This window comes from Amycolatopsis mediterranei, from assembly GCF_026017845.1.
GTDB classification, from domain to species: Bacteria; Actinomycetota; Actinomycetes; order Mycobacteriales; family Pseudonocardiaceae; genus Amycolatopsis; species Amycolatopsis mediterranei.
In genome coordinates this window covers 7507162-7525757 of sequence record NZ_CP100416.1, presented here as the reverse complement: position 1 = coordinate 7525757, position 18596 = coordinate 7507162, and the positions used below count along the sequence as shown (strand labels likewise).

General features: G+C 71.6%; 19 protein-coding genes and 1 pseudogene. 13 read left to right on the top strand and 7 right to left on the bottom strand.

The genetic code is table 11. The annotated features are described in order from the left end of the window. Positions 1-714, bottom strand: coding sequence for a GAF and ANTAR domain-containing protein (locus ISP_RS33605; protein WP_013228330.1), 714 nt, complete (start codon positions 712-714; stop codon positions 1-3). 182 nt (positions 715-896) lie between these two features. Here ISP_RS33605 and ISP_RS33600 point away from each other — a divergent pair, with 182 nt between their 5' ends. Further along, a complete protein-coding gene (locus tag ISP_RS33600) occupies positions 897-1382 on the top strand; it encodes a hypothetical protein (protein WP_013228329.1) in 486 nt (161 codons plus the stop codon). Positions 1383-1578: 196 nt separating this feature from the next. Continuing rightward, positions 1579-1800, top strand: coding sequence for a DUF2188 domain-containing protein (locus ISP_RS33595; protein ID WP_013228328.1), 222 nt, complete (start codon positions 1579-1581; stop codon positions 1798-1800). Positions 1801-1833: 33 nt separating this feature from the next. On the opposite strand, the gene ISP_RS33590 is transcribed toward ISP_RS33595, so the two are convergent. Beyond that, positions 1834-2067 (bottom strand): hypothetical protein, encoded by a 234-nt coding sequence (locus ISP_RS33590; RefSeq protein WP_013228327.1) that lies wholly within the window; start codon positions 2065-2067, stop codon positions 1834-1836. 143 nt (positions 2068-2210) lie between these two features. Between ISP_RS33590 and ISP_RS33585 the strand changes: the two genes are divergently transcribed. Beyond that, complete coding sequence (locus ISP_RS33585) at positions 2211-2951, top strand: GAF and ANTAR domain-containing protein (RefSeq protein WP_013228326.1); 741 nt, start codon at positions 2211-2213, stop codon at positions 2949-2951. A gap of 24 nt (positions 2952-2975) precedes the next feature. Here ISP_RS33585 and ISP_RS33580 read toward each other — a convergent pair whose 3' ends face one another. After that, positions 2976-3713 carry a GAF and ANTAR domain-containing protein gene (locus ISP_RS33580; RefSeq protein ID WP_034285796.1) on the bottom strand — a complete coding sequence of 246 codons (738 nt, stop codon included), beginning with the start codon at positions 3711-3713 and terminating at the stop codon, positions 2976-2978. 371 nt (positions 3714-4084) lie between these two features. Between ISP_RS33580 and ISP_RS33575 the strand changes: the two genes are divergently transcribed. Both ISP_RS33575 and ISP_RS33570 read left to right on the top strand, forming a co-directional pair. Further along, positions 4085-4801: an ANTAR domain-containing protein gene (locus ISP_RS33575; RefSeq protein ID WP_230468484.1), complete on the top strand. Its 717-nt coding sequence runs from the start codon at positions 4085-4087 to the stop codon at positions 4799-4801. Between the two features lie 19 nt (positions 4802-4820). Continuing rightward, on the top strand, positions 4821-5564 hold the full coding sequence (locus ISP_RS33570) for a GAF domain-containing protein (protein ID WP_013228323.1): 744 nt from the start codon (positions 4821-4823) through the stop codon (positions 5562-5564). Positions 5565-5570: 6 nt separating this feature from the next. On the opposite strand, the gene ISP_RS33565 is transcribed toward ISP_RS33570, so the two are convergent. Further along, entirely contained in the window at positions 5571-5831 is a 261-nt protein-coding gene (locus tag ISP_RS33565; RefSeq protein WP_013228322.1) for a hypothetical protein, read from the bottom strand. Between the two features lie 590 nt (positions 5832-6421). On the opposite strand from ISP_RS33565, the gene ISP_RS33560 reads away from it, so the two are divergent. Next, on the top strand, positions 6422-7159 hold the full coding sequence (locus ISP_RS33560) for a GAF and ANTAR domain-containing protein (RefSeq protein ID WP_049878268.1): 738 nt from the start codon (positions 6422-6424) through the stop codon (positions 7157-7159). Positions 7160-7447: 288 nt separating this feature from the next. Here ISP_RS33560 and ISP_RS33550 read toward each other — a convergent pair whose 3' ends face one another. Then, positions 7448-8614: an ANTAR domain-containing protein gene (locus ISP_RS33550; RefSeq protein ID WP_013228320.1), complete on the bottom strand. Its 1167-nt coding sequence runs from the start codon at positions 8612-8614 to the stop codon at positions 7448-7450. Positions 8615-9096: 482 nt separating this feature from the next. Next, positions 9097-9809 (bottom strand): annotated as a pseudogene (locus ISP_RS33545) (cytochrome b family protein); the annotation flags it as partial. A gap of 261 nt (positions 9810-10070) precedes the next feature. On the opposite strand from ISP_RS33545, the gene ISP_RS33540 reads away from it, so the two are divergent. The 7 genes from ISP_RS33540 (at position 10071) to ISP_RS33510 (ending at position 17938) form a co-directional block, all read left to right on the top strand. Continuing rightward, on the top strand, positions 10071-11402 hold the full coding sequence (locus ISP_RS33540) for a PepSY-associated TM helix domain-containing protein (RefSeq protein ID WP_013228319.1): 1332 nt from the start codon (positions 10071-10073) through the stop codon (positions 11400-11402). Then, positions 11399-12001, top strand: a complete 603-nt coding sequence (locus ISP_RS33535; RefSeq protein WP_013228318.1) for a DUF5134 domain-containing protein — start codon at positions 11399-11401, stop codon at positions 11999-12001. Before ISP_RS33540 ends, ISP_RS33535 begins: the two co-directional genes overlap by 4 nt. Positions 12002-12212: 211 nt before the next feature. Further along, positions 12213-14483: a heavy metal translocating P-type ATPase gene (locus ISP_RS33530; RefSeq protein WP_013228317.1), complete on the top strand. Its 2271-nt coding sequence runs from the start codon at positions 12213-12215 to the stop codon at positions 14481-14483. Next, positions 14480-15043: a copper resistance CopC family protein gene (locus tag ISP_RS33525; RefSeq protein ID WP_013228316.1), complete on the top strand. Its 564-nt coding sequence runs from the start codon at positions 14480-14482 to the stop codon at positions 15041-15043. Before ISP_RS33530 ends, ISP_RS33525 begins: the two co-directional genes overlap by 4 nt. A gap of 83 nt (positions 15044-15126) precedes the next feature. After that, positions 15127-16101 carry an ABC transporter substrate-binding protein gene (locus tag ISP_RS33520; RefSeq protein ID WP_230468483.1) on the top strand — a complete coding sequence of 325 codons (975 nt, stop codon included), beginning with the start codon at positions 15127-15129 and terminating at the stop codon, positions 16099-16101. After that, entirely contained in the window at positions 16098-17171 is a 1074-nt protein-coding gene (locus ISP_RS33515; RefSeq protein WP_013228314.1) for a FecCD family ABC transporter permease, read from the top strand. The genes ISP_RS33520 and ISP_RS33515 overlap by 4 nt, the downstream gene beginning before the upstream one ends. Further along, complete coding sequence (locus ISP_RS33510; RefSeq protein WP_013228313.1) at positions 17168-17938, top strand: ABC transporter ATP-binding protein; 771 nt, start codon at positions 17168-17170, stop codon at positions 17936-17938. The genes ISP_RS33515 and ISP_RS33510 overlap by 4 nt, the downstream gene beginning before the upstream one ends. A gap of 1 nt (position 17939) precedes the next feature. On the opposite strand, the gene ISP_RS33505 is transcribed toward ISP_RS33510, so the two are convergent. Beyond that, complete coding sequence (locus tag ISP_RS33505; RefSeq protein WP_013228312.1) at positions 17940-18551, bottom strand: DJ-1/PfpI family protein; 612 nt, start codon at positions 18549-18551, stop codon at positions 17940-17942. Between the last annotated feature and the right edge of the window lie 45 nt (positions 18552-18596).

Sequence of the window (18596 nt, the reverse complement as noted above, 5' to 3'; positions counted from 1 at the left end):
TCAGCTGCCCGGGTAGCCCTCGACGACGGAGGCGGCCACCTGGGCGACGTCCTGTCGCCGCGCCCGAGCCATGCTCAGCAGCAAGCCGAACGCCACCTCTTCGCTGACGCCTTCCCGTTCCATCAACGCCCCCTTCGCCATGTTGAGCACGTCCCGGCTGCGTAAGGCCTCTCTGAAGGCTTCACTCGTCCGGCGGCCGTCCTCGGCACGTCGCACATACCCGAGCAGTACGCCCGCTTGGGCGGCGAACAAGGTGAGCAGCCGTTCGTCCCGCGCCGAGAAGGCGCCCGCTTCGCGGGCGTAGACCTTCACCGCGCCCACGCAGGTGTCTTGGACCAGCAGAGGTGCGCTGAGGGCCGCGAGCATCCCGAGCTCCGCAGCAGCCGGGCCCCATCGCGGCCAGCGCGGATCGGTCCGCACGTCGTCGACGCGGTGCGTCGCGCACGCGGAGAACGCCGACAAACAGGGCCCTTCGTCCAGCGCGTACTGCAGGTCGTCGGCCTTGCGCACCACCTCGTCCGAGGCCACCGCGGTGGTCCGCCGTCCGCCCTCGAGCAGGCTCACCCCGGCTCCCGCCGACGCCGGGATGGCTTCCCCGGCCGAGGTGGCGATGATCTCGATGGCCGGCTCGACGCTGTCCCACGTCAGGAGCAGCCCCGACATCCGCGCCACGACGACGGCCAGTTCGTCGGCCAGTGGCAGGTCGGCAGTCACCGTTGTCCCTCGTCTCAGCGGCTGGAGAAGGTTCGTTGCGGCGGCTTACCCGGGCGGCAGTGTTTTACGCCTGTTCGCCGCCTTCGTTCGGGATTGACCGCAGTCTGCGCGGGTAGTCGCGACTCATGATGGGCAACCCGGTCGAGGGCGGACCGGCGATCCGCGCACGGAGATGATCCGCGATGACGGACTACCTGGCGATCTACCTGCGCGACCAGCTTGCCCTGGGTGTCACCTGGCGGGCCCTCGCCCGCCGCGCCCGCGACAACAACCAAGGCACCGAACTCGGCGAGGCGCTGGCGCAGGTCGCGGACGGGATCGCGGAGGACGTGCGGACGTTCGAGGCCATCACGAGGGCCCTCGGCGTCCGGCCCAATCCGGCGAAGGTCGCCTTGGCGGCGGCCGGGGAGCGGTTCGGGCGGCTCAAGCGCAACGGCCGGTGGGTGTCGTACTCGCCGCTGAGCCGTTTCCTGGAGCTGGAGGGTCTCGCGATGGGCATCGAGGGCAAGAAGATTCTCTGGCACACGCTGGGTGAGCTGGCCGGGTTGCGTGAACGGTTGCCGGGTACGGACTTCGACGAGCTGCTCGACCGCGCTGCCCGCCAGCGGCAGACCCTGGAGCCCTTCCGGCGCGAGGCCGGGACGCAGGCGTTCGTCGCGAAGAAGTGATTCGCAGGGGAGTTTGGCCACCACCCTGCGTGGTACACCAACGGTGCTCGCTGCTTGGTCAAGCAGCATCTCTTCCCGGTCGAAACCGCGGCCGACACGTTCTCGAAGGTGCGAAGTTCCACCGCGCGTGTCGAAAGGCTCCTCATGCTCGTCCGTCCCGATCCCGGTTCACCTTGTGTGTGCAGCGAGGATCACCATGGCTGAAGGCGACGTCCACACCGTTCTGGAAGACGGTTTGTGGAAGAACCGGATCGAGGGTGGCGCGCGGGCGTCGAACACGTCGCCGCACCGCGTCGACGCGGTGATCGCCGGCCGGCAGACCGCGAAGAAGCGACGAGTGGCGCATGTGGTCCACACACCCGACGGAGGCGTCGAAAGCGAGCGCGACTACCGGCCGCGCAGCCGTTCCGCACGCTAGGCGCTCACCACCCGGGTCGAGCAAGCCGGGCTCTCACGGCCGTGGTCGCCGGCGCGTCCACCGCCTGCGGTCTGGGCGCTCGCCTGTTGCCGCGGCACACCGGTGGCACAGCGCCAGCCGTTCGTCCGCGGTCTCGGCGAGCCAGTGGGCGTCGAGCCACAGCACGTGCGGGAAGCGCCGCAATCCGGCCTTGTGCCGCGGGATGCCGCACAGCGTCTGATTGGTCCCGATCCGCCAGGCGTGCACGGACCCGTGGGGCTCGCGCACGCCTTCGTCGTCGAGCCACTGGTCCCACGGATCCAGGAGCTCCGCCTGGAGGGGTCGCGTGGTGTGCTGGCCGGCGCTACCGGATCATGGGCGTGCGTGACGGGGAAGAGGACGGCCAGGCGACAGCGAGCGGGAGGCCAGGGATGAACCGGCCGCAGGATCACCTTGCCGAACAGGACAACGTCCGGCGGGTCGACGACGTCACCAGCGCGCTGGAGGGTCTGGTCACCGTCCTGGGGCAGGAGGAGGACCTGTCGGTGGTGCTGCGGCGGGCGTGCCTGCAGGCGGTGCAGGCGGTTCCGGACGCGGACCTGGCCAGCATCACTCTGGTGCGTGACGGTGGGCACTACACGGCGACCTCGACCGGTGATGCGGCGAACCGGATCGATCAGGCGCAGTACGACGCCGGTCAGGGCCCGTGCCTGGAGGCCGCCCGTACCGGGACGGTGCAACGGGTCGAGGTGAGTGAGGTGGCTCGCCGGTGGCCGGAGTTCACCGCCGCGGCCGGTGCGGCCGCGGTGGTCAGTTACCTGTCCGCGCCGTTGTTCATCGACACCGAATACCAGGGTTCGCTCAACCTCTACGGCGCCGGTGGCGACGGGTTCGGTGCCCTGGACGCGGCTCTGCTGGAGCTGTACACCACCGCGGCCGAAGCAGCCTTGCGTGGCGCCCGCCGCTACGTGAGCGCCCGGGAAACCGTGGGCCGGCTGCGCACCGCGCTGACTTCGAGGGCCGTCATCGACCAGGCGAAGGGCATGCTGATGGCCATGCACCGCGTGTCCGCCGACCAGGCGTTCGATTTGCTGGTCAAGCGGTCGCAGGAGCAGAACGTGAAGCTGCGCGAGGTCGCCGAGTGGTTCGTCGCCGACGTGCTGAACGCCTGAAGGGCCTGCAGGGCCGCTCGGGGGTCAGGTCGCAGTGATGCCGGTGGCCTGGCTGACGAGCTGGACCGCCAGGTCACGAAGTTTCCGGTTCTCGCGCTGGGACTGCTCGACCAGCAGCGTGAAGGCTTCATCGGCGCTGATCTGGCGGACGGCCATGAGGATGCCCTTGGCCTGGTCGATGACGGCGCGCGAGGTCAGCGCGGTGCGCAGGTGCTCGACGGTGTCCCGGGCCTGCTGGTAGCGCGAGTAGACCCGTAAGGCCGGGGTGGCCGCGCTGGTGTACAGCTCCAGCAGCTTCTCGTCCAGTTCGGCGAAGCCGCCGTCCTGCCGGCTGTAGCAGTTCACCCCGCCGCCGTATTCCCCGGTGATGACCAGGGGCGCGGACAGGAAGCTGCCGAACCCGGCGGCGGCCGCGTCACGCGCGAAGTCCGGCCACTGCCCGGCCGCCTCGGCGACCGAGACCCGCACCAGCTTCCCGGAGCCCGCGGCCTCGACGCAGGGTCCGTGGCCGGCGGCGTACTGGTCGGTGTCGAGTCTGGTGACGACGTCGCTGGTGCTGGCGATGGTCGCGGGCTGGTGGTCGGTCAGCAGGGTGATGGTGGCTTCGTCGACGCCGGGCACGGCGTTGACGACTTGCGCGCACATCTGGTGCAGCAGGACGGCGAAGTCGTCTTCGGTGGCCAGCGTCGCGGTCAAGGACTCCAGGGCGCTGGTGACCTCGTCGAGCACCGTGGGCCAGGACCTGTCATGAGTGGGGGGCATGCTCGTCTTCTCCTGCCGCTGCGCCGACGCGGAAGCGACCACCGTGGAACGGGCGAGAGCAAGCGGCCAAAACTGCGTCACTCGAGGAGACTCGTGTGACGTGCTTCCGGGCCCGCTGCTGGACGAGGAGGAGGCGCTGCACTCCGTTCCACGGCGAGGTCCTTCGGCGTCCGCCCAAGTTCGGTGTGCCGCGAAGGCGACGCGCCACCGGACCGGCGCGCACGATGAACCCTCGGCGAGCCCACCGTACCGCCCCGGCGGCCGGCGCCGCGCGTTGTCACCCGGCCCAGGTGCCCGCTGCGGCGGTGTCTCGTAGGCTGGCGGTTCCGGGTATCAACTCGGCGGGCCCGCAGCGTGGAGAGGGCGCAACGGTGGATGGACAGCCTCGGGAGCGGTTGTGGCGGGCGATCGCCGCGGCCGCCGAGGTACCGGGGCGCCGCGACAGCTGGGCGCAAACGGTCTGCCTGGCCTGCGTGGAAACGCTGGACCAGGTCGACGCCGCGATCCTGGCGTTGCGGGGCGGTACCCGTTCCGAGGAGGTGCTCGGTGCCAGCGACCAGTGGGCGGCGAAACTGGCGGAGCTGCAGTACACCGTCGGCGAGGGACCGGGCGTGGAGGCGTTCGGCAGCGGCAGCCCCGTGCTGGTGCCCGACCTGAGCGTCGAACAGGTGCGCTGGCCGGGCTTCGCCGACGCGGCGCTCGCGGTGGGTGCGGCGGCGGTGTTCGCGTTCCCGCTCCGGTACGGCGCGATCCAGTTCGGCACCCTGGAGCTGATCCGCCACCGTCCCGGAGGGCTGCCCAGCGCGCAGCGGCGGGACGCCGCGCTGGCGGCCGACCTGGCCACGGCGGCACTGCTGCGGCACACCCGCGAGGCCGAGCGGGCGGGCCACGACTTCGCGCCCCGTCCCGTCGCTTCGTTCCAGGACGTCAACGTGGCCACCGGCATGCTTGCCGCGCAGCTGCAGATCACCCTCGACGACGCGTTCGCCCGGCTGCGCGCCCACGCTTTCGGCCGGGACCGGTCGGTTCTGGACGTCGCCCGGGACGTCCTGGAGCGGCGCATCTCTCTGGACGAGCTGGCCGAATGACCCCTCTGCAGGAGGCACCATGAACAACCGCCTTGACGGGGAGTCCGGCACGGCCCCACCCGAGCTGGCCAGTGCGCTGGTCACCATCACTTCGCGCCTGGTCGGCAGCCCGGACAACGCCACCGTGCTGCGCCTGATCACCGAGGTCGGCACCGGACTGCTGGGCGCGACCGCCACCGGCGTGATGCTGACCGGTGTCCGCGGTCTGGAGGTGGTGGCGGCCTCGGACGAGACGGCCCGGTTCGTCGAGTTGCTGCAGACCCACATCGACCAGGGGCCGTGCGTCGACTGCATCGCGGCGGCCGCCGTGATCACCGCATCGGATTTGGCGGCTGAGCGGGACCGGTGGCCGGAGTTCGTGCCGGCCGCCCTGGAGGCCGGGTATCACTCGGTGGTCGCGGTCCCGCTGCGGTTGGACGGAACCGCTGTCGGCGGGTTCAACCTGCTCTACGACACCGCGTTCACGGCGCCGCAGTGGCAGCTGGACCTGGCGCAGGTGGTGTCGGACCTGGCGGTGCTCGCCCTGGTCCAGGAACGTGGCGAGCGCCGCGCGGACCGGCTGGTCGAGGCCACGGTCACGGCTCTGAACGACCGGGTCCAGCTCGACCACGCCGTCGGCCTGGTCGCCGGCACCCTGGGCATCGTCCCCGCCGCGGCCCGCGCCCTGGTGACCGGCTACGCCGCCGAGCACGGCCTCGTGCTGAGGGAGGTGACCCGCGCGGTCACCGAGGGCACCCTCGCGCCGGCCGACCTGACCGGGTGACGAGGGTCAGGTCCAGCCGCCGTAGTCGGGGTCGGCCGTTCCGTCGGCTTGGGCATCGACAGCCGCTGCGACCCGCGCCGCTTCTGCGCCGAGCCCGACGTCACCGGCGTCCTCGGTGAGCTCGCCGCGGGCTTGCGCGGCGTCGCAGCCTTGCCAGCCCTGCAGGACGCCGACCGCTTCGTCGACCGCGACCCGTCTCGCGAGCGAATCCAGCAGGCGACGGCCCGCCGCGGCGAGCGAGCCGGTATCAGGATCCGGTCGGGTCATGTCTCCCACGGTCCTCTCCGTGGCGGTCGAACGCCACACCGGGTCTCCGGTTCGCGCCGGGCGGGGCGGCACCGGAAGCGCGGACGAGCCGCGGAGAATGCCCGCCAGACGGGCTCTGCGGTCTTGGTGGGGTACGGTGGGCGTAGTCCGTGGGCACCTCGCACGTGAGTGGTCAAACCCACGTCGTTCCCGGACGACCCAGTTCGGCCGGTGTCAGAGGTCGAGAACGGGAGCACCGACATGACGTCGGACCCGCACACGACCATCGTGACTTCCGCAGCCGCCAGGCCTCTTTAGCGCGATCCACGTCGCCCCCGGCAACCCGAAGGCACCCAGCCCGAGGCACGTCGCCGAAGCCTGACAGACCCGAACTCAGGCCGCGTGGATTCCTCCAGCTCACCGTCGAAGCGCCCGGCTGCAAGCTTCCGCACGCGGCACAGTTCCGCGTGCCCGGCACCTGCACCGCCGGACCTCGGGAGGCGCGCCGGGCTTTCTTGAAGGGACCTCCCGATCATTGCGCATTTGACGGTCAATTCGTCGTTCAGCCGTTCGTGTTCCCGCCGGAATGGACCGATTCGCGGTGGTCGGTGATGACCGAGCTCGAGGGACTGCACACGAGCGTGCTGGCCGCGTTGGGCCGGAATGCTGCCGACGGCGGGATCGACCTGCTCGGCCGCGTGTGCCGGGAGTGCGTGCGGCTGTTGTCGCTGGACGGCGCCGCGATCGCCGTCATGGCCCACGCGGGCCAGCGCGAGCTGGTGCATGCCACCGACGTGGTCAGCACAGCCCTGGCGGATCTGCAGTTCGCGCTGGGCGAAGGCCCCGGTTTCGAGGCGTACACCAGTGGCGACGCGGTGCTCGTGCCCGACCTCGGCGCCGATTTCGCGCCGGCCTGGCCGATCTTCGCCGTCGAAGCCGCAACGCACCCGGTGGCGGCTTTGTTCAGCTTTCCCGTCCACCTTGGAGGGATCGCGGTCGCGACCCTGGACGCCTACCGAGGTACGCCCGGCTCGCTGAGCAACGGCGATCTGGTCACGGCCGGGCGGCTGGCCGACCTCGCGGCGCTCGCGTTGTCCGGCCTGTCGGCGAACGCCGGCCGCTGGCTCGACGGGGACGGGTCGAGGATGTCGGGTTCGGGAATGCGGTACCGGCAGGTGTCCCAGGCCACCGGAATGGTGATGGCCGTGCTGGATCTGCCGCCCGCAGCGGCCCTGGCCCGGATCCGGGCTTACGCGTTCGCGTGCGGCCGGTCCCTGCTCGACGTCGCCTCCGACATCGTGACCAGGCAGCTCCAGCCGGCCGAGGTTGCCGACCCGGAGCCACGATGAGAGCGCACACCGGTTCACCCGCGGAAACGGCGACGTCGAACGCCGGCCCGCCGGGGCCACGTCCAACGCGGACGGAGCCGCGCGGGAGGAGCTCCCCGCCGAGCGGCAGGCTCGAGAGCCGGTTGTCGACGTGCCGCTGGATCGCCCGGCGCAGTGGCCGTGCGCCGAACTCCGGTTCGTGCGGTCACCGCGGTTTCGGCAGCCGCCGGCCCGCTCGGGTTCAGCGCGGGCGTGAGCTGCAGGTGCTCCGGGCCGATCTGGACGAGCCGAGCCCCATGGATCAGGCGGTCAGTACGAGCCCGCCGTGCTTCCGCGCTGGGCCGGTTCGACGATCGCGGGCTGGGCCAGGATGATCGTGGCGATGTCGCGGACCTTGCGGTTCGTCCGCTGGGAGAGCTCGGTGAGCCAGGCGAAGGCCTCGTCGGCGGTCAGCCCGCGGCGGGCCATCACGATGCCCTTGGCCGTGGCGATCGCGTCGCGGGACTCCAGAGCGGTACGCAGCTGCCGGGCTTGGCGCTGGGCGTGGCCCCACCGGGCCGCGGTCAGGATGACCCCGGACATCGCGCTGGTGAACAACGCGATCAGCGCGGCGTCCATCGGATCGAAGACGCTCTGCTGCCGGCTCCACACGTTCAGCGCACCCGACAGGTGGTGCTGGCGGGCCGCATCTCCGGTCACCGCGTCGTCGACGCCGACGAACAACGGACAGGACAGCATGGTTTCGACACCGGCCCCGGCCGCGGCCTCACCGAACGCGGGCCATCTCCGGTGGGCCAGTGCCGTGTCGGTGCGGACGACCGTCTCGGTGCGCGTCGCTTCGAGGCAGGGGCCGTCATCGAGGGAGTACTGGGCCTTGTCGAGGACGAGCACGCTCTCCTCGGTCGCGGCGACGGTGCGTGGCACGCCTCCGTCGAACAACGTCACGCTCGCGGCGTCGGCACCAGGCAGCAACGCCACCGCCCGGGCGGCCATCCGCGCCAGGGTCTCATCGCGGGACTCGCCGGCCCGCAACGACTCCGTCAGCTCGAGCAGGGCCGCGGAAACGTCGTGCGCCCGGTCGTGCATCGTCACGCCCTCCGCGGAACCTTGATCCACCCCTCGTGGAGCCAACTTCCCACGTTCATCGGCGGAACGCCAGAGGAGCGGTCCCGCGGTCGGCCAGGCCGGCAGTTCGCGGACCGCGTCCGCCAGCCGGGGGTAGATCGGCATCCGGTCGAACCCGGCCAGCCGCAGGACGCGTGCCGCCGGGTGCGTCCGGGCCACGACGGCGACCTTCCGGCGCTCCAGGTGTGCTCGCTCGGCCGCTTCTTCGAGAACCCGTAGTCCGGCCGCGGCCATGAAGGACACGCCGCTGAGGTCCAGGACGGTGTGCCGAGGCAGGTCCTGCCACAGCGCGCGGCGCAGCAGCCCAGCGCTGGCGAGGTCGATTTCGCCGTCGGCGGTGATGACCAGCAAGTCGTTTCGTCGGCAAGTCCGCAGCACCCGCAGGATCGGGGCGGACGGGTGAACGTGGACGGACGGTGGTTGCGGCATGGCGATCGTCTCCCGGGGGAAGCGGGCGACACGGGCGACAAGCGAGCCTGCGCAGTGGACGCGGAGGTGAACTCGCCACCGCATCGATCCTGGATCCGAAAGCGAGCGGAGGGGCTCACGCAGGGCTCGGGCTCAACCTCACGCGCCTTCAACGGTACCCCCGAACGGGTGTGTTCGTACCGCCGGCGCCGGAGGCTCAGCCGAACGGGATGCCGGCCGCCAGGCTGGTCCGCCGTGCCGTGTTCCGGCCCAGGGTGCCGAGGTCGTCGATGATCAGGTCGTCGTCGCCGTGCCGGGCTGCGGCGGGAGGAGGATGAACGGCACCTGACGCTGGTGGCGTGCGGCGCAGGTCCACCCAGTGGCGGGTCCGCCGGTTCGAAGCCGACGGTGAGGCTGCGGCCGCCGGCGTGCCCGGCGGCGCCGAGCTTGTTCGGTTTCGTCGGCACCGGTGCGCCTTGGTAGGTGCGCGCCTTACCGTCGAGCGGCTGGTGGATCTCGAGGTAGGTGCCGGCCGGAGACCGGGTGATGATCCCGGTTTCGATGCCGTGGTCGAGCACCTCGCGGTCCGACCGCTGCAGGGCGAGGCAGACGCGGTAGGTGATCAGGTAGGCGACGGGCGGGGCGAGCAGCAGCCCGATGCGCCCGGCCCAGGTGGTGGCGTTGAGCGAGATGTCGAACTGCAGCGCGATGATGTCGTTGAACGACGACAGCGCCAGCACGCCGTAGAGGGCGAGCGCCATCATGCCGATCCTGGTGCGGACGGGAACGTCGCGGGGGCGTTGGCCGAGGTTGTGGTGGGCGGTGTCGCCGGAGAGGCGGCGTTCGATCCAGGGGCAGGCGAACAGGGCGGTGAAGAGCACGGTCATGCCGAGGACGCCGGCGAAGAAGGGGCTGGGGAATGTGTGGTTGCCGGGGAACGGTTCCCACGGCGGGTACACGCGCAGGAGGCCGTCGGCGAAGCCCAAGTGCCAGTCGGGCTGGGAGCCGGCGGAGACCTTGGACGGGTCGCAGGGCCCGAACTTCCACACCGGGTTGATCTGGAACAGCCCGGACATCAGGGCGAGGATGCCGGTGACGAGGGCGAAGAACGCGCGCCCTTCAACGCGAAGACCGGCAGGTGCGGTCCTGCTCGCCGCCGGCTCGTGGCGATCGAGTGAAGTGAGAGTCGCACTCTGAGCGGGCGCTCACCCGGCCGTCGAAAGTTGCGGAGTGCTCAGCGCTGTGGTCCCGCACCCGTCGACCGGACGTCCCCCGTTCGTCACGGCGTCGCAACACGATGCGACCTGCAATCGCGCAGGGTGGCCGCGTCACCGAACTGCCGGGAACTGGGCGCGGCCGGCAGCCGACTGATTCCTCCGAGGCAGGCGAAAGGAGCTCGATGTCGATCGACCAGAGCGAAGAGCGTACGGCTGAGGCACCGCCCGAGCCCCGGTTCACCTGGGCGGCGGTTCGCCCGCTGCTGGTGCGGCTGCACTTCTACGCCGGGGTGTTCGTCGGCCCGTTCCTCCTCGTCGCCGCGCTGACCGGGCTGACCTACATCTGGACTCCGCAGGTCGAGCAGGCCGTCTACGACCACGAACTGCACGTCCCTGCCGCGCCCGGGGTCGTGCCCCTGGCGCAGCAGACTGCCGTCGCCAAGGCCGCGGTGCCGGACGGGACGATCACCGGGATCCGGCCCGGGCCGGCCGCGACCGACTCGACGCAGGTGATCTTCAATCGGCCGGGATTGGAGCCGAGCTTTCACCACACGGTGTTCGTCGATCCGCACACCGGCCAGATCCGCGGGCAGCTGGAGACCTACGGCTCGGGCCAGGCGCTGCCGTTGCGCAGCTGGATCGACGGGCTGCACGCCAACCTGCAGCTGGGTGATTTCGGCCGCTGGTACAGCGAACTCGCGGCCAGCTGGCTGTGGGTGGTCGTGCTGGCCGGGATCGCGCTCTGGATCGGGAGCCGGAAGCGGAAGAAGCCGCAGAGCGCGCGGGGACGGCTGCTGTCGTGGCACCGCATGACCGGCTTGGTGATCGCGGCCGGGCTGCTGTTCCTCTCGGCCACGGGCCTGACCTGGTCGGAGCATGCGGGCGACAACATCAGTGGGCTGCGCGCACAGCTGGACTGGACGACGCCGTCGGTGTCGACCGCGCTGCCCGCGGTCGCTCCCCAGGGCGCCGACGTCGGCATCGACGCCGTGCGTGCGACGACGCTGCAGGCCGGCCTGTCGGACCCGGTGGAGATCCGGCCGCCGTCCGGGCCGGGCAAGGCGTACGTCGTGGCGCAGGTCGGCCGGTCCTGGCCGACGAAGGCCGACTCGATGGCCGTCGACCCGGCCACCGGCCGGCTCACCGACACGCTGCCGTTCTCCGGGTACTCGTTGGCCGCCAAGCTGTCCCGGTGGGGGATCGACGCCCATATGGGGCTGCTGTTCGGGGTGGCGAACCAGATCGTGCTCACCGGGTTGGCGGTCGGGTTGATCGCGGTGATCTTCTGGGGTTATCGGATGTGGTGGCTGCGTCGGCCGACCCGGGGTGAGGCGCGCGTCGGGCGTCCGCCGGTGCGAGGGGCGTGGCGCCGGATTCCGGGCCGGGTGCTCGCGCCGTTCCTGGTGGTGACCGCCGTGGTGGGTTACTACCTGCCGGTGTTCGGTCTGTCGCTGCTGGCTTTCCTGGTCGTGGACCTGATCGTCGGCGCGCGTCATCAGGAGGCGAAGGCGTGATCGAAGCAACTGGCTTGCGGTGGATCTTGACGGCGGTGTTCGTGGCGGCCGGGGCGTTCTGTGCCTACCGCTGTTTCCGACAGGGCACGGTGACCAGCCGAGTCGGTGACGTGCTGCACGCGGCGATGTGTGTGGCCATGGTCGCGATGGTGTGGCCCGCCACGATGGGCGTGGCCGGCTTGCCGCAGGTGGTGCTGTTCGGGTTCGCCGCGGCGTGGTTCGCCGTGGCCGCGGTGCGAGGCGGCGCGCCCGAGAGCCGGTGGCACCCGGGCTATCACGCGGTGATGATGCTGGCGATGGTGTGGATGGCGTTCGCCATGCCCCGCGCCATGGTGGGCAGCGGCACGGCGACGACCATGGACATGCCGGGGATGGAGGGCATGGCGATGGCGCTCCCGTCGGCCGGCGGGGGAGTGCCCGCCGACGTGGTGATCGTCGCGCTGACGCTGGCGATCGCGTTCTGCCTGGCGGGGATCGCGTTCCTGGCCCGGGTCATCGACGGCGCGCGGGTCGCGCCGCCGTCGGTGCGCACGGCGGGGTGGGGCGCCGACGCCTTGATGGGCCTCGGCACCTCCGTGATGCTGCTGGCGATGCTGTGAGGTCAGGCCCTGGTCGTTCTCCTCGGCTCGGAGGGCACTTCTGTCGCTGCCACCGGTCCAGTAGTCGGACAGGGTCGCGGAATGGTTCCCCGGGCCAGCCGACCAGGTGACGGCAACCCGGAGGAAGAGCCGTAGCGAGCCGCTGCGTATTCTCGGCGCCGGTCACACCCTGTCGCTGCCACCGAACATCGACAGCGACCACGGAGAACCCATGTCTTCCGAGACGACCACACCCGCCGCGCAGAGCGTCGAGCTCGCGGTGCGCGGTATGACGTGCGCCGCCTGCGCGGCACGGGTGGAACGCACCCTCAACAAGCTCGACGGTGTCCGCGCGACGGTCAACTTCGCGACCGAACGCGCGGCCGTCCGCTGCCCGGACGACCTTGATCCGGCCGTGCTCACGAGCGCGGTCGCGAAGGCCGGCTACACCGCCGAAGTCCGCAAGGGCGCCGCGCACGACGCCCGCCAGGAGGACGCGCACGCCGCACGGGTCCGTGATCTGCGGCGTCGCCTCGGACAGGCGATGTTGCTGTCGGTGCCGCTGGGGAACCTGTCGATCACCTCGGCGTTGGTGCCGTCGCTGCGGTTCCCCTGGTGGGAGCTGCTGTGCCTCGCGCTGGCCACCCCGATCGTCTTCTGGGCCGCGGCGCCGTTCCACCGGGCGGCGTGGCGGAACCTTCGGCACGGTTCGTCCAGTATGGACACTTTGGTGTCATTGGGGGTGTTCGCTTCCTACGGCTGGTCCACGTGGTCGGTGCTGACCGGCGGATCCGGTGCGGCCGGGTACTGGCTGGGGTTCGGCACGACGGCCGCCGGCGCCGACTCGGTCTACCTCGACGTCGCCGCCGGGGTCACGACGTTCCTGCTCGCCGGCCGCTACTTCGAGACCCGGGCGCGGCGCAGTGCGGGCGATCTGCTGCGGGCGCTGGACGCGCTGGCGGCCAAGGACGTCCGCGTCCTGCGCGACGGCACCGAGGTCACGGTTCCGGTGGCCGACCTGGCCCGCGGTGACGAGTTCGTCGTGCGACCGGGGGAGAAGGTCGCGGCGGACGGCGAGGTCGTCCTCGGAATGTCCACTGTGGATGTCGCTGCGGTGACCGGTGAGCCCGTTCCGGCGGAAGTCGCCGTCGGCAGCCGGGTGATCGGCGGGAGCGTGAACCGCAGCGGCCGCCTGGTCGTGCGGGCCACCGAGGTCGGGGCGAACACGCAGCTGGCGCAGATGAGCGCGCTGGCCGAGCGGGCCCAGGAACGCAAGGCGAACGTGCAGCGGCTCGTGGACCGGATCTGCGCGGTGTTCGTGCCGGTCGTGCTGGGTATCGCCGTGGTGACGCTCACCGGCTGGCTGCTGGCCGGGCAGCCGGTGCGGGCCGGGTTCGGCGCGGCGGTGTCGGTGCTGATCATCGCCTGTCCGTGCGCGCTCGGACTGGCCACGCCGACGGCGTTGATGGTCGGCGTCGGCCGCGGCGCGCAGCTGGGGATCCTCGTCAAGGGCCCGGACGCGCTGGAGGCCAGCCGCCGCGTCGACACCGTGGTCCTGGACAAGACCGGCACCGTGACCAGCGGGCGGATGACCGTGACCGGCGTCCGGCCCGTGGGCGGGCGGACCGCCGAGGAGGTGCTGCGCGCCGCCGCGGCGGTCGAGGCGGCGTCCGAGCACCCGATCGCCGTCGCCGTGGTCGCCCGGATCTCCGGCGAGCTGCCCGAGGTGACGGACTTCCGGGCGCTGCCGGGGCTCGGCGCGGCCGGTGCCGTCGACGGCGTGCGCGTGTTCGTGGGGCGGGCGCGGCTGCTCACCGAGGAGGGCGTCCCTGTTCCGCCCCAGGTCGAGGCGGACGTCGCCGCCGCCGAGAGCGAGGGCGTCACGGTCGTGCTCGTCGCCTGCGACGGCGAGGTGGCCGGGCTGTTGCTGGTGCGCGACGAGGTCAAGCCGTCGGCCGCCGAGGCGGTCCGGGCGCTGCACGCGATGGGCCTGAAGACGGTGCTGCTGACCGGCGACAACGAGGTGACCGCGCGGGCGGTGGCCGCCGAGGTCGGCATCGAGGACGTCCGCGCCGGAGTCCTGCCTGCGGAGAAGGCCGAGGTCATCGAGCAACTGCGGGCCAGTGGCCACCGGGTGGCGATGGTCGGCGACGGCATCAACGACGCCCCGGCGCCGGCGACCGCCGACCTCGGCCTGGGGATCGCCAGGGGCACCGACATCGCCCTGCGTGCCGCCGGCCTGATCCTCGTGCGCGACGACCTGCGCGTGGTGCCGGACGCGCTGAGCCTGGCGCACCGCACCCTCGGTACGATCCGCGGCAACCTCGCCTGGGCGTTCGGCTACAACCTCGCCGCCATCCCGATCGCCGCGCTCGGCCTGCTCAACCCGCTCATCGCCGGCGCCGCCATGTCGCTGTCGTCCGTGCTCGTGGTGTCCAACAGCCTTCGCCTGCGAAACTTCGCCGGCACCGGTATCAGTTACGAAATCGAGGAAACCCGATGAAGATCGTCAGGTTGTTCGCCGCCGCCCTGCTCGCGTTGGCCGGGCTGCTGGCTTTCGCCGGACCCGCGTCCGCCCATGCCGCGCTGAAGTCGAGCTCACCGGCCGAGGGCGCGAGTCTCGCGGCCGCTCCCCAGAAGGTCGAGCTGACTTTCGAGGAAGCCGTGACGCTGCAGCCGGACCCGATTTCGGTGACCGGTCCGGACGGTGCGAAGTGGACGGTCTCGCCGCCGACGGTGACCGACGCGACGATCACGGCCGCGGTGGTCCCCACCGGCCCGGCCGGGGCGTACACGCTGACGTACAAGGTCGTCTCGGACGACGGTGACAAGGTGACCAGCGCGGTGCACTTCACCCTCACCGCGCCCGCTTCACCGCCCGCCACGTCCAGCTCCGCCGCACCGACGTCGTCCTCGGCGCCCGCCACGACGGCGTCCCCGACCCCCGCCGCGTCGAGCGACACCAGCGGTGGCATTCCGGCGTGGGTGTGGATTCTGATCGCGGTCGTGGTCATCGTGGCCGCGGTGGTGGTCGGGCTGCGGCTGCGGCGGTCCCGGCAGTAGGTCGGCGCGGATGTCCGGGAACCAACTCGGCTCGTGGTGCGACTACTGCTGGTGGAGCATCGACGACGCCGAGGAGGATTCCGGTGAGAGCACTGCGGTGGACAGCGGCTGTGGCGGTCCTTTTCGGACTGTCGGCGTGCGGGACGGCCGGCCCGGCCCAGCCTGCCGCGGCACCCTCGTCGCCGCCCAGCTCCACAGAGGTGGGCTGCCCTGGGCCGCCGCAGCTCGCCTCACCGCCGAAGCGGGTGGTGACGATGGACGGCGGCGCGGCGGCGATCCTGGAACGCCTCGGTGCCGCCGACAAGATCGTCGGCACGGCCGCGCCGGACTTCTTCAAGGCCTTCACCGGCGATGAACTGGTGAAGCTCTCGGCGATCCCGGTGCTCGACAAGGGCCAGGGCAACGCCGAAGCGGTGATCGCGGCGAAGCCCGATCTCGTCGTGGGCATCTCGAGCTTCAGCTTCGGCGGGTTCGACGGGACGCCGTCGGTCGACCAGCTGGCGAAGGCCGGGGCGAAGTCACTGGTCGCGTGCGACACCGCGAAGGGCGCCGCGGTGAAGGACCTGTCCGCGACGACGACGTTCATCCAGCAGGCCGCGAAGCTGTTCGGTGTCGAGCAGCGCGGCGCCGAACTGGTCGCGCAGATCACCGCGTCGGTCGACAAGGCGAGAAGCACCTCGGGCAAGCGGGTCCTCGCCTTGTCGACCCCGCCCGCGGCCGGGCAGCCGGTGCGGGCCCAGGGCGGCACGGGCCTGGCCAACGGGGTGATCACCCTGGCCGGCGGCCAGAACATCACCGAGGACGCGACGCAGGACTTCGCCAGCCTCAGCGCCGAAGAGGTCGTCAAGCGGGACCCGCAGGCGATCGTCGTCATCTCGGGATTCGCTCCCGGCAGCGACGACGGCCTGCTGAACGCGATCCGCAGCAGCCCGGTGCTCGCCGGCACGACGGCGGTGAAGGAGAACCGGTTCGCCGTGGTGCCGCAGAGCATCCTGCTCTCGCCGAGCGTCCTCAACGGCGACGCGGTCGCGAAGATCGCCGAAGCCCTCCACAAGTGACCGCGCGCCTGGCACACCGGTCCCGGGGCAGCGGCCTGCTCGGCGGGATCCCGATCGGGGTGGTCCTCGCCGTGTTCACCGCCGCGCTGGTGGTCTCGGCACTCGTCGCCGTGGGCCTCGGCCCGGTGTCGATCGCGCCCGGCGAGGTGACGTCCGTCGTGGGCGCCCATCTGACCGGCGGTGGTGCGCCGGGACCGTCCGACTTCATCGTGTGGAACCTGCGCGTGCCGCGGGTTCTGCAGGGCGTGTCCGTCGGCGCCGGGCTCGCGGTGGCCGGGCTGCTGACCCAGGCGATGGTCCGCAACCCCTTGGGCGAGCCCTTCATCCTCGGGCTCACCTCCGGCGCCGGTGTCGGTGCGGTGCTCGTGCTGACCACCGTCGGCGCCGGCCTCGCGGGGCTGCTCACGCTGCCGCTGGCGGCGTTCGGCGGGGCCGTCGTGGCAGCGCTGGTGGTGTTCGGGTTCTCGCGCACCGCGGGCCGGATCCAGGCCGGCCGGATGGTGATGACCGGCATCGCGGTCGGCCAGCTGCTGGCCGGGGTGATCTCGTTCCTGTTGCTGCGCACCGAGGACGTCGACGGGCAACAGCAGATCCTGTTCTGGATCCTCGGCAGTCTCGCCGGCGCCCAGTGGCCGCTGGCGCTGACGTGCGCGGCCGTCGTGCTGGTGCTGGTCGTCGTTTCGGCCGCGGGCGGGGGCCGGCTGAACCTGCTGGTGCTGGGCGACGACGGTGCCGCGTCACTGGGGCTCGACGCGGCTCGCGCCCGGGGCGTGCTGCTCGTCGTGGTGGCGCTGCTGACGGGCACGGTCGTCGCGGTGTCCGGCAGCATCGGATTCATCGGCCTGATCGTGCCCAACCTGACCCGCCTGCTCGTCGGCGCGGACCATCGCCGGGCACTGCCGGTGACCGCGTTGCTCGGCGCTTTGCTGATCGTCTGGGCCGACACCGCCGCCCGGCTGCTGCTCGCCCCGACCGAGCTGCCGATCGGCATCCTCACCGCCGTGATCGGCGTTCCGCTGTTCCTGGTGATCCTGCGCCGCAGCGCGGCGGGAACGGTGGGCCTGTCGTGAAACTCGTCTTCGACGGCGTCACCGCCGGCTATGCGGACGTACCCGCGGTGCACGACGTGACCCTGACGATCGCGAAGGGCGAGTTCGTGGCGGTGGTCGGCCCGAACGGCAGCGGGAAGTCCACTCTGCTCAAGACGGTCTACCGGGCGCTGCGCCCACGGACGGGCGCGGTGCTGCTCGGTGCCGAGGACGTCTGGACGGTCAAGCACCGCCAGGTCGCCCGCCGCGTCGGCGTGCTGGGCCAGGACCAGGCCGGCGGGTACGACTTCACCGCGCGGGAGGCGGTCCGGCTCGGGCGGTACCCGCACCTCGGCGCGTTCGACCGGCTTTCGGCGGCGGACGAGAAGGTCGTCACCGAAGCGCTGGAACGCACCGGCGCCGGCGAGTTCGCGGACCGGCCACTGTCCACATTGTCCGGCGGAGAACGGCAGCGGGTGCTGCTGGCCAGAGCCCTGGCACAGCAACCCGAAGTGCTGGTGCTGGACGAACCCACCAACCACCTCGACCCCGCGCACCAGATCTCCGCACTGGGCCTGGTCGCCTCGCTCGGCGTCACCGTCGTGGCGGCCCTGCACACGCTGGACCTCGCCGCCCGGCACGCCACGACGATCGTCGCCCTGAAGGCGGGCACGATCGCCGCGGCCGGGCCACCGGCCGAAGTGCTCACGCGCGAAATCTTCCGCGAGGTTTTCGCGGTGGACGGGAGCGTGATTCCCGACCCGGTCGACGGGCGGCCCCGCGTGCTGCTCCGCGAACTGTCCGGCTGATTCAGGATCCGGCGAGACCTGCGAACGGATCCCGTGCCGGGTCGGGGTGCGCTTCGAACTCGATGAAGTCGGTGGCAGCCTTGGCCACCTCGGCACCGTGCAGGTGCCGGATGAGCGCCGCCGTCATGTCCATTCCGGCGGCCACTCCGGAGGAGGGCCACCGGTTCCGGTCCTCGACCCACCGGGCCTGCCGCACCCAGCCGACGTGCTCGCCCTGGGTCGTGACCCAGTCGAACGCGCGCTTGTTGGACGTCGCGCGGTAGCCGTCGAGCAGGCCCGCGGCCGCGAGCACCGCCGAGCCCGTGCACACGGAGGTGACGAGCGGCGCCGAGCGCGCGTAACCGGCCAGCCAGGTGAGGAACGGTTGCTGCCGCACGAGAGTCCTCGTGCCCCGGCCGCCGGGGACCAGGATGATGTCGGGCTCGGGGGCGTCGTCCCGGGTGTCGGTCACCGAGACGCTGATCCCCTGCGAACTCGCCACCGGTTCACGACCCGGGCCGACGAACCGGACGTCGAACCCGTCCGGGACCACGCTCAGCAGGTCGACCGGGCCGAACACGTCCAGCAACTGGAAACCGCCGAACAGGATGACGCTGACGCACCGCTTTCCCATTGTGACAGCCTCTCGGTAGTCGTCCGGCGAGCCGGGTTGGTTCCC

Bases quoted from the DNA above. Each gene is read 5' to 3' on its own strand.
- ISP_RS33565 (WP_013228322.1), bottom strand. From the start codon at position 5,831: ATGACCCGACCGGATCCTGATACCGGCTCGCTCGCCGCGGCGGGCCGT.
- ISP_RS33595 (WP_013228328.1), top strand. From the start codon at position 1,579: ATGGCTGAAGGCGACGTCCACACCGTTCTGGAAGACGGTTTGTGGAAG.
- ISP_RS33505 (WP_013228312.1), bottom strand. From the start codon at position 18,551: ATGGGAAAGCGGTGCGTCAGCGTCATCCTGTTCGGCGGTTTCCAGTTG.
- ISP_RS33585 (WP_013228326.1), top strand. From the start codon at position 2,211: ATGAACCGGCCGCAGGATCACCTTGCCGAACAGGACAACGTCCGGCGG.
- ISP_RS33580 (WP_034285796.1), bottom strand. From the start codon at position 3,713: ATGCCCCCCACTCATGACAGGTCCTGGCCCACGGTGCTCGACGAGGTC.
- ISP_RS33560 (WP_049878268.1), top strand. From the start codon at position 6,422: ATGACCGAGCTCGAGGGACTGCACACGAGCGTGCTGGCCGCGTTGGGC.
- ISP_RS33600 (WP_013228329.1), top strand. From the start codon at position 897: ATGACGGACTACCTGGCGATCTACCTGCGCGACCAGCTTGCCCTGGGT.
- ISP_RS33540 (WP_013228319.1), top strand. From the start codon at position 10,071: ATGTCGATCGACCAGAGCGAAGAGCGTACGGCTGAGGCACCGCCCGAG.
- ISP_RS33530 (WP_013228317.1), top strand. From the start codon at position 12,213: ATGTCTTCCGAGACGACCACACCCGCCGCGCAGAGCGTCGAGCTCGCG.
- ISP_RS33570 (WP_013228323.1), top strand. From the start codon at position 4,821: ATGAACAACCGCCTTGACGGGGAGTCCGGCACGGCCCCACCCGAGCTG.
- ISP_RS33525 (WP_013228316.1), top strand. From the start codon at position 14,480: ATGAAGATCGTCAGGTTGTTCGCCGCCGCCCTGCTCGCGTTGGCCGGG.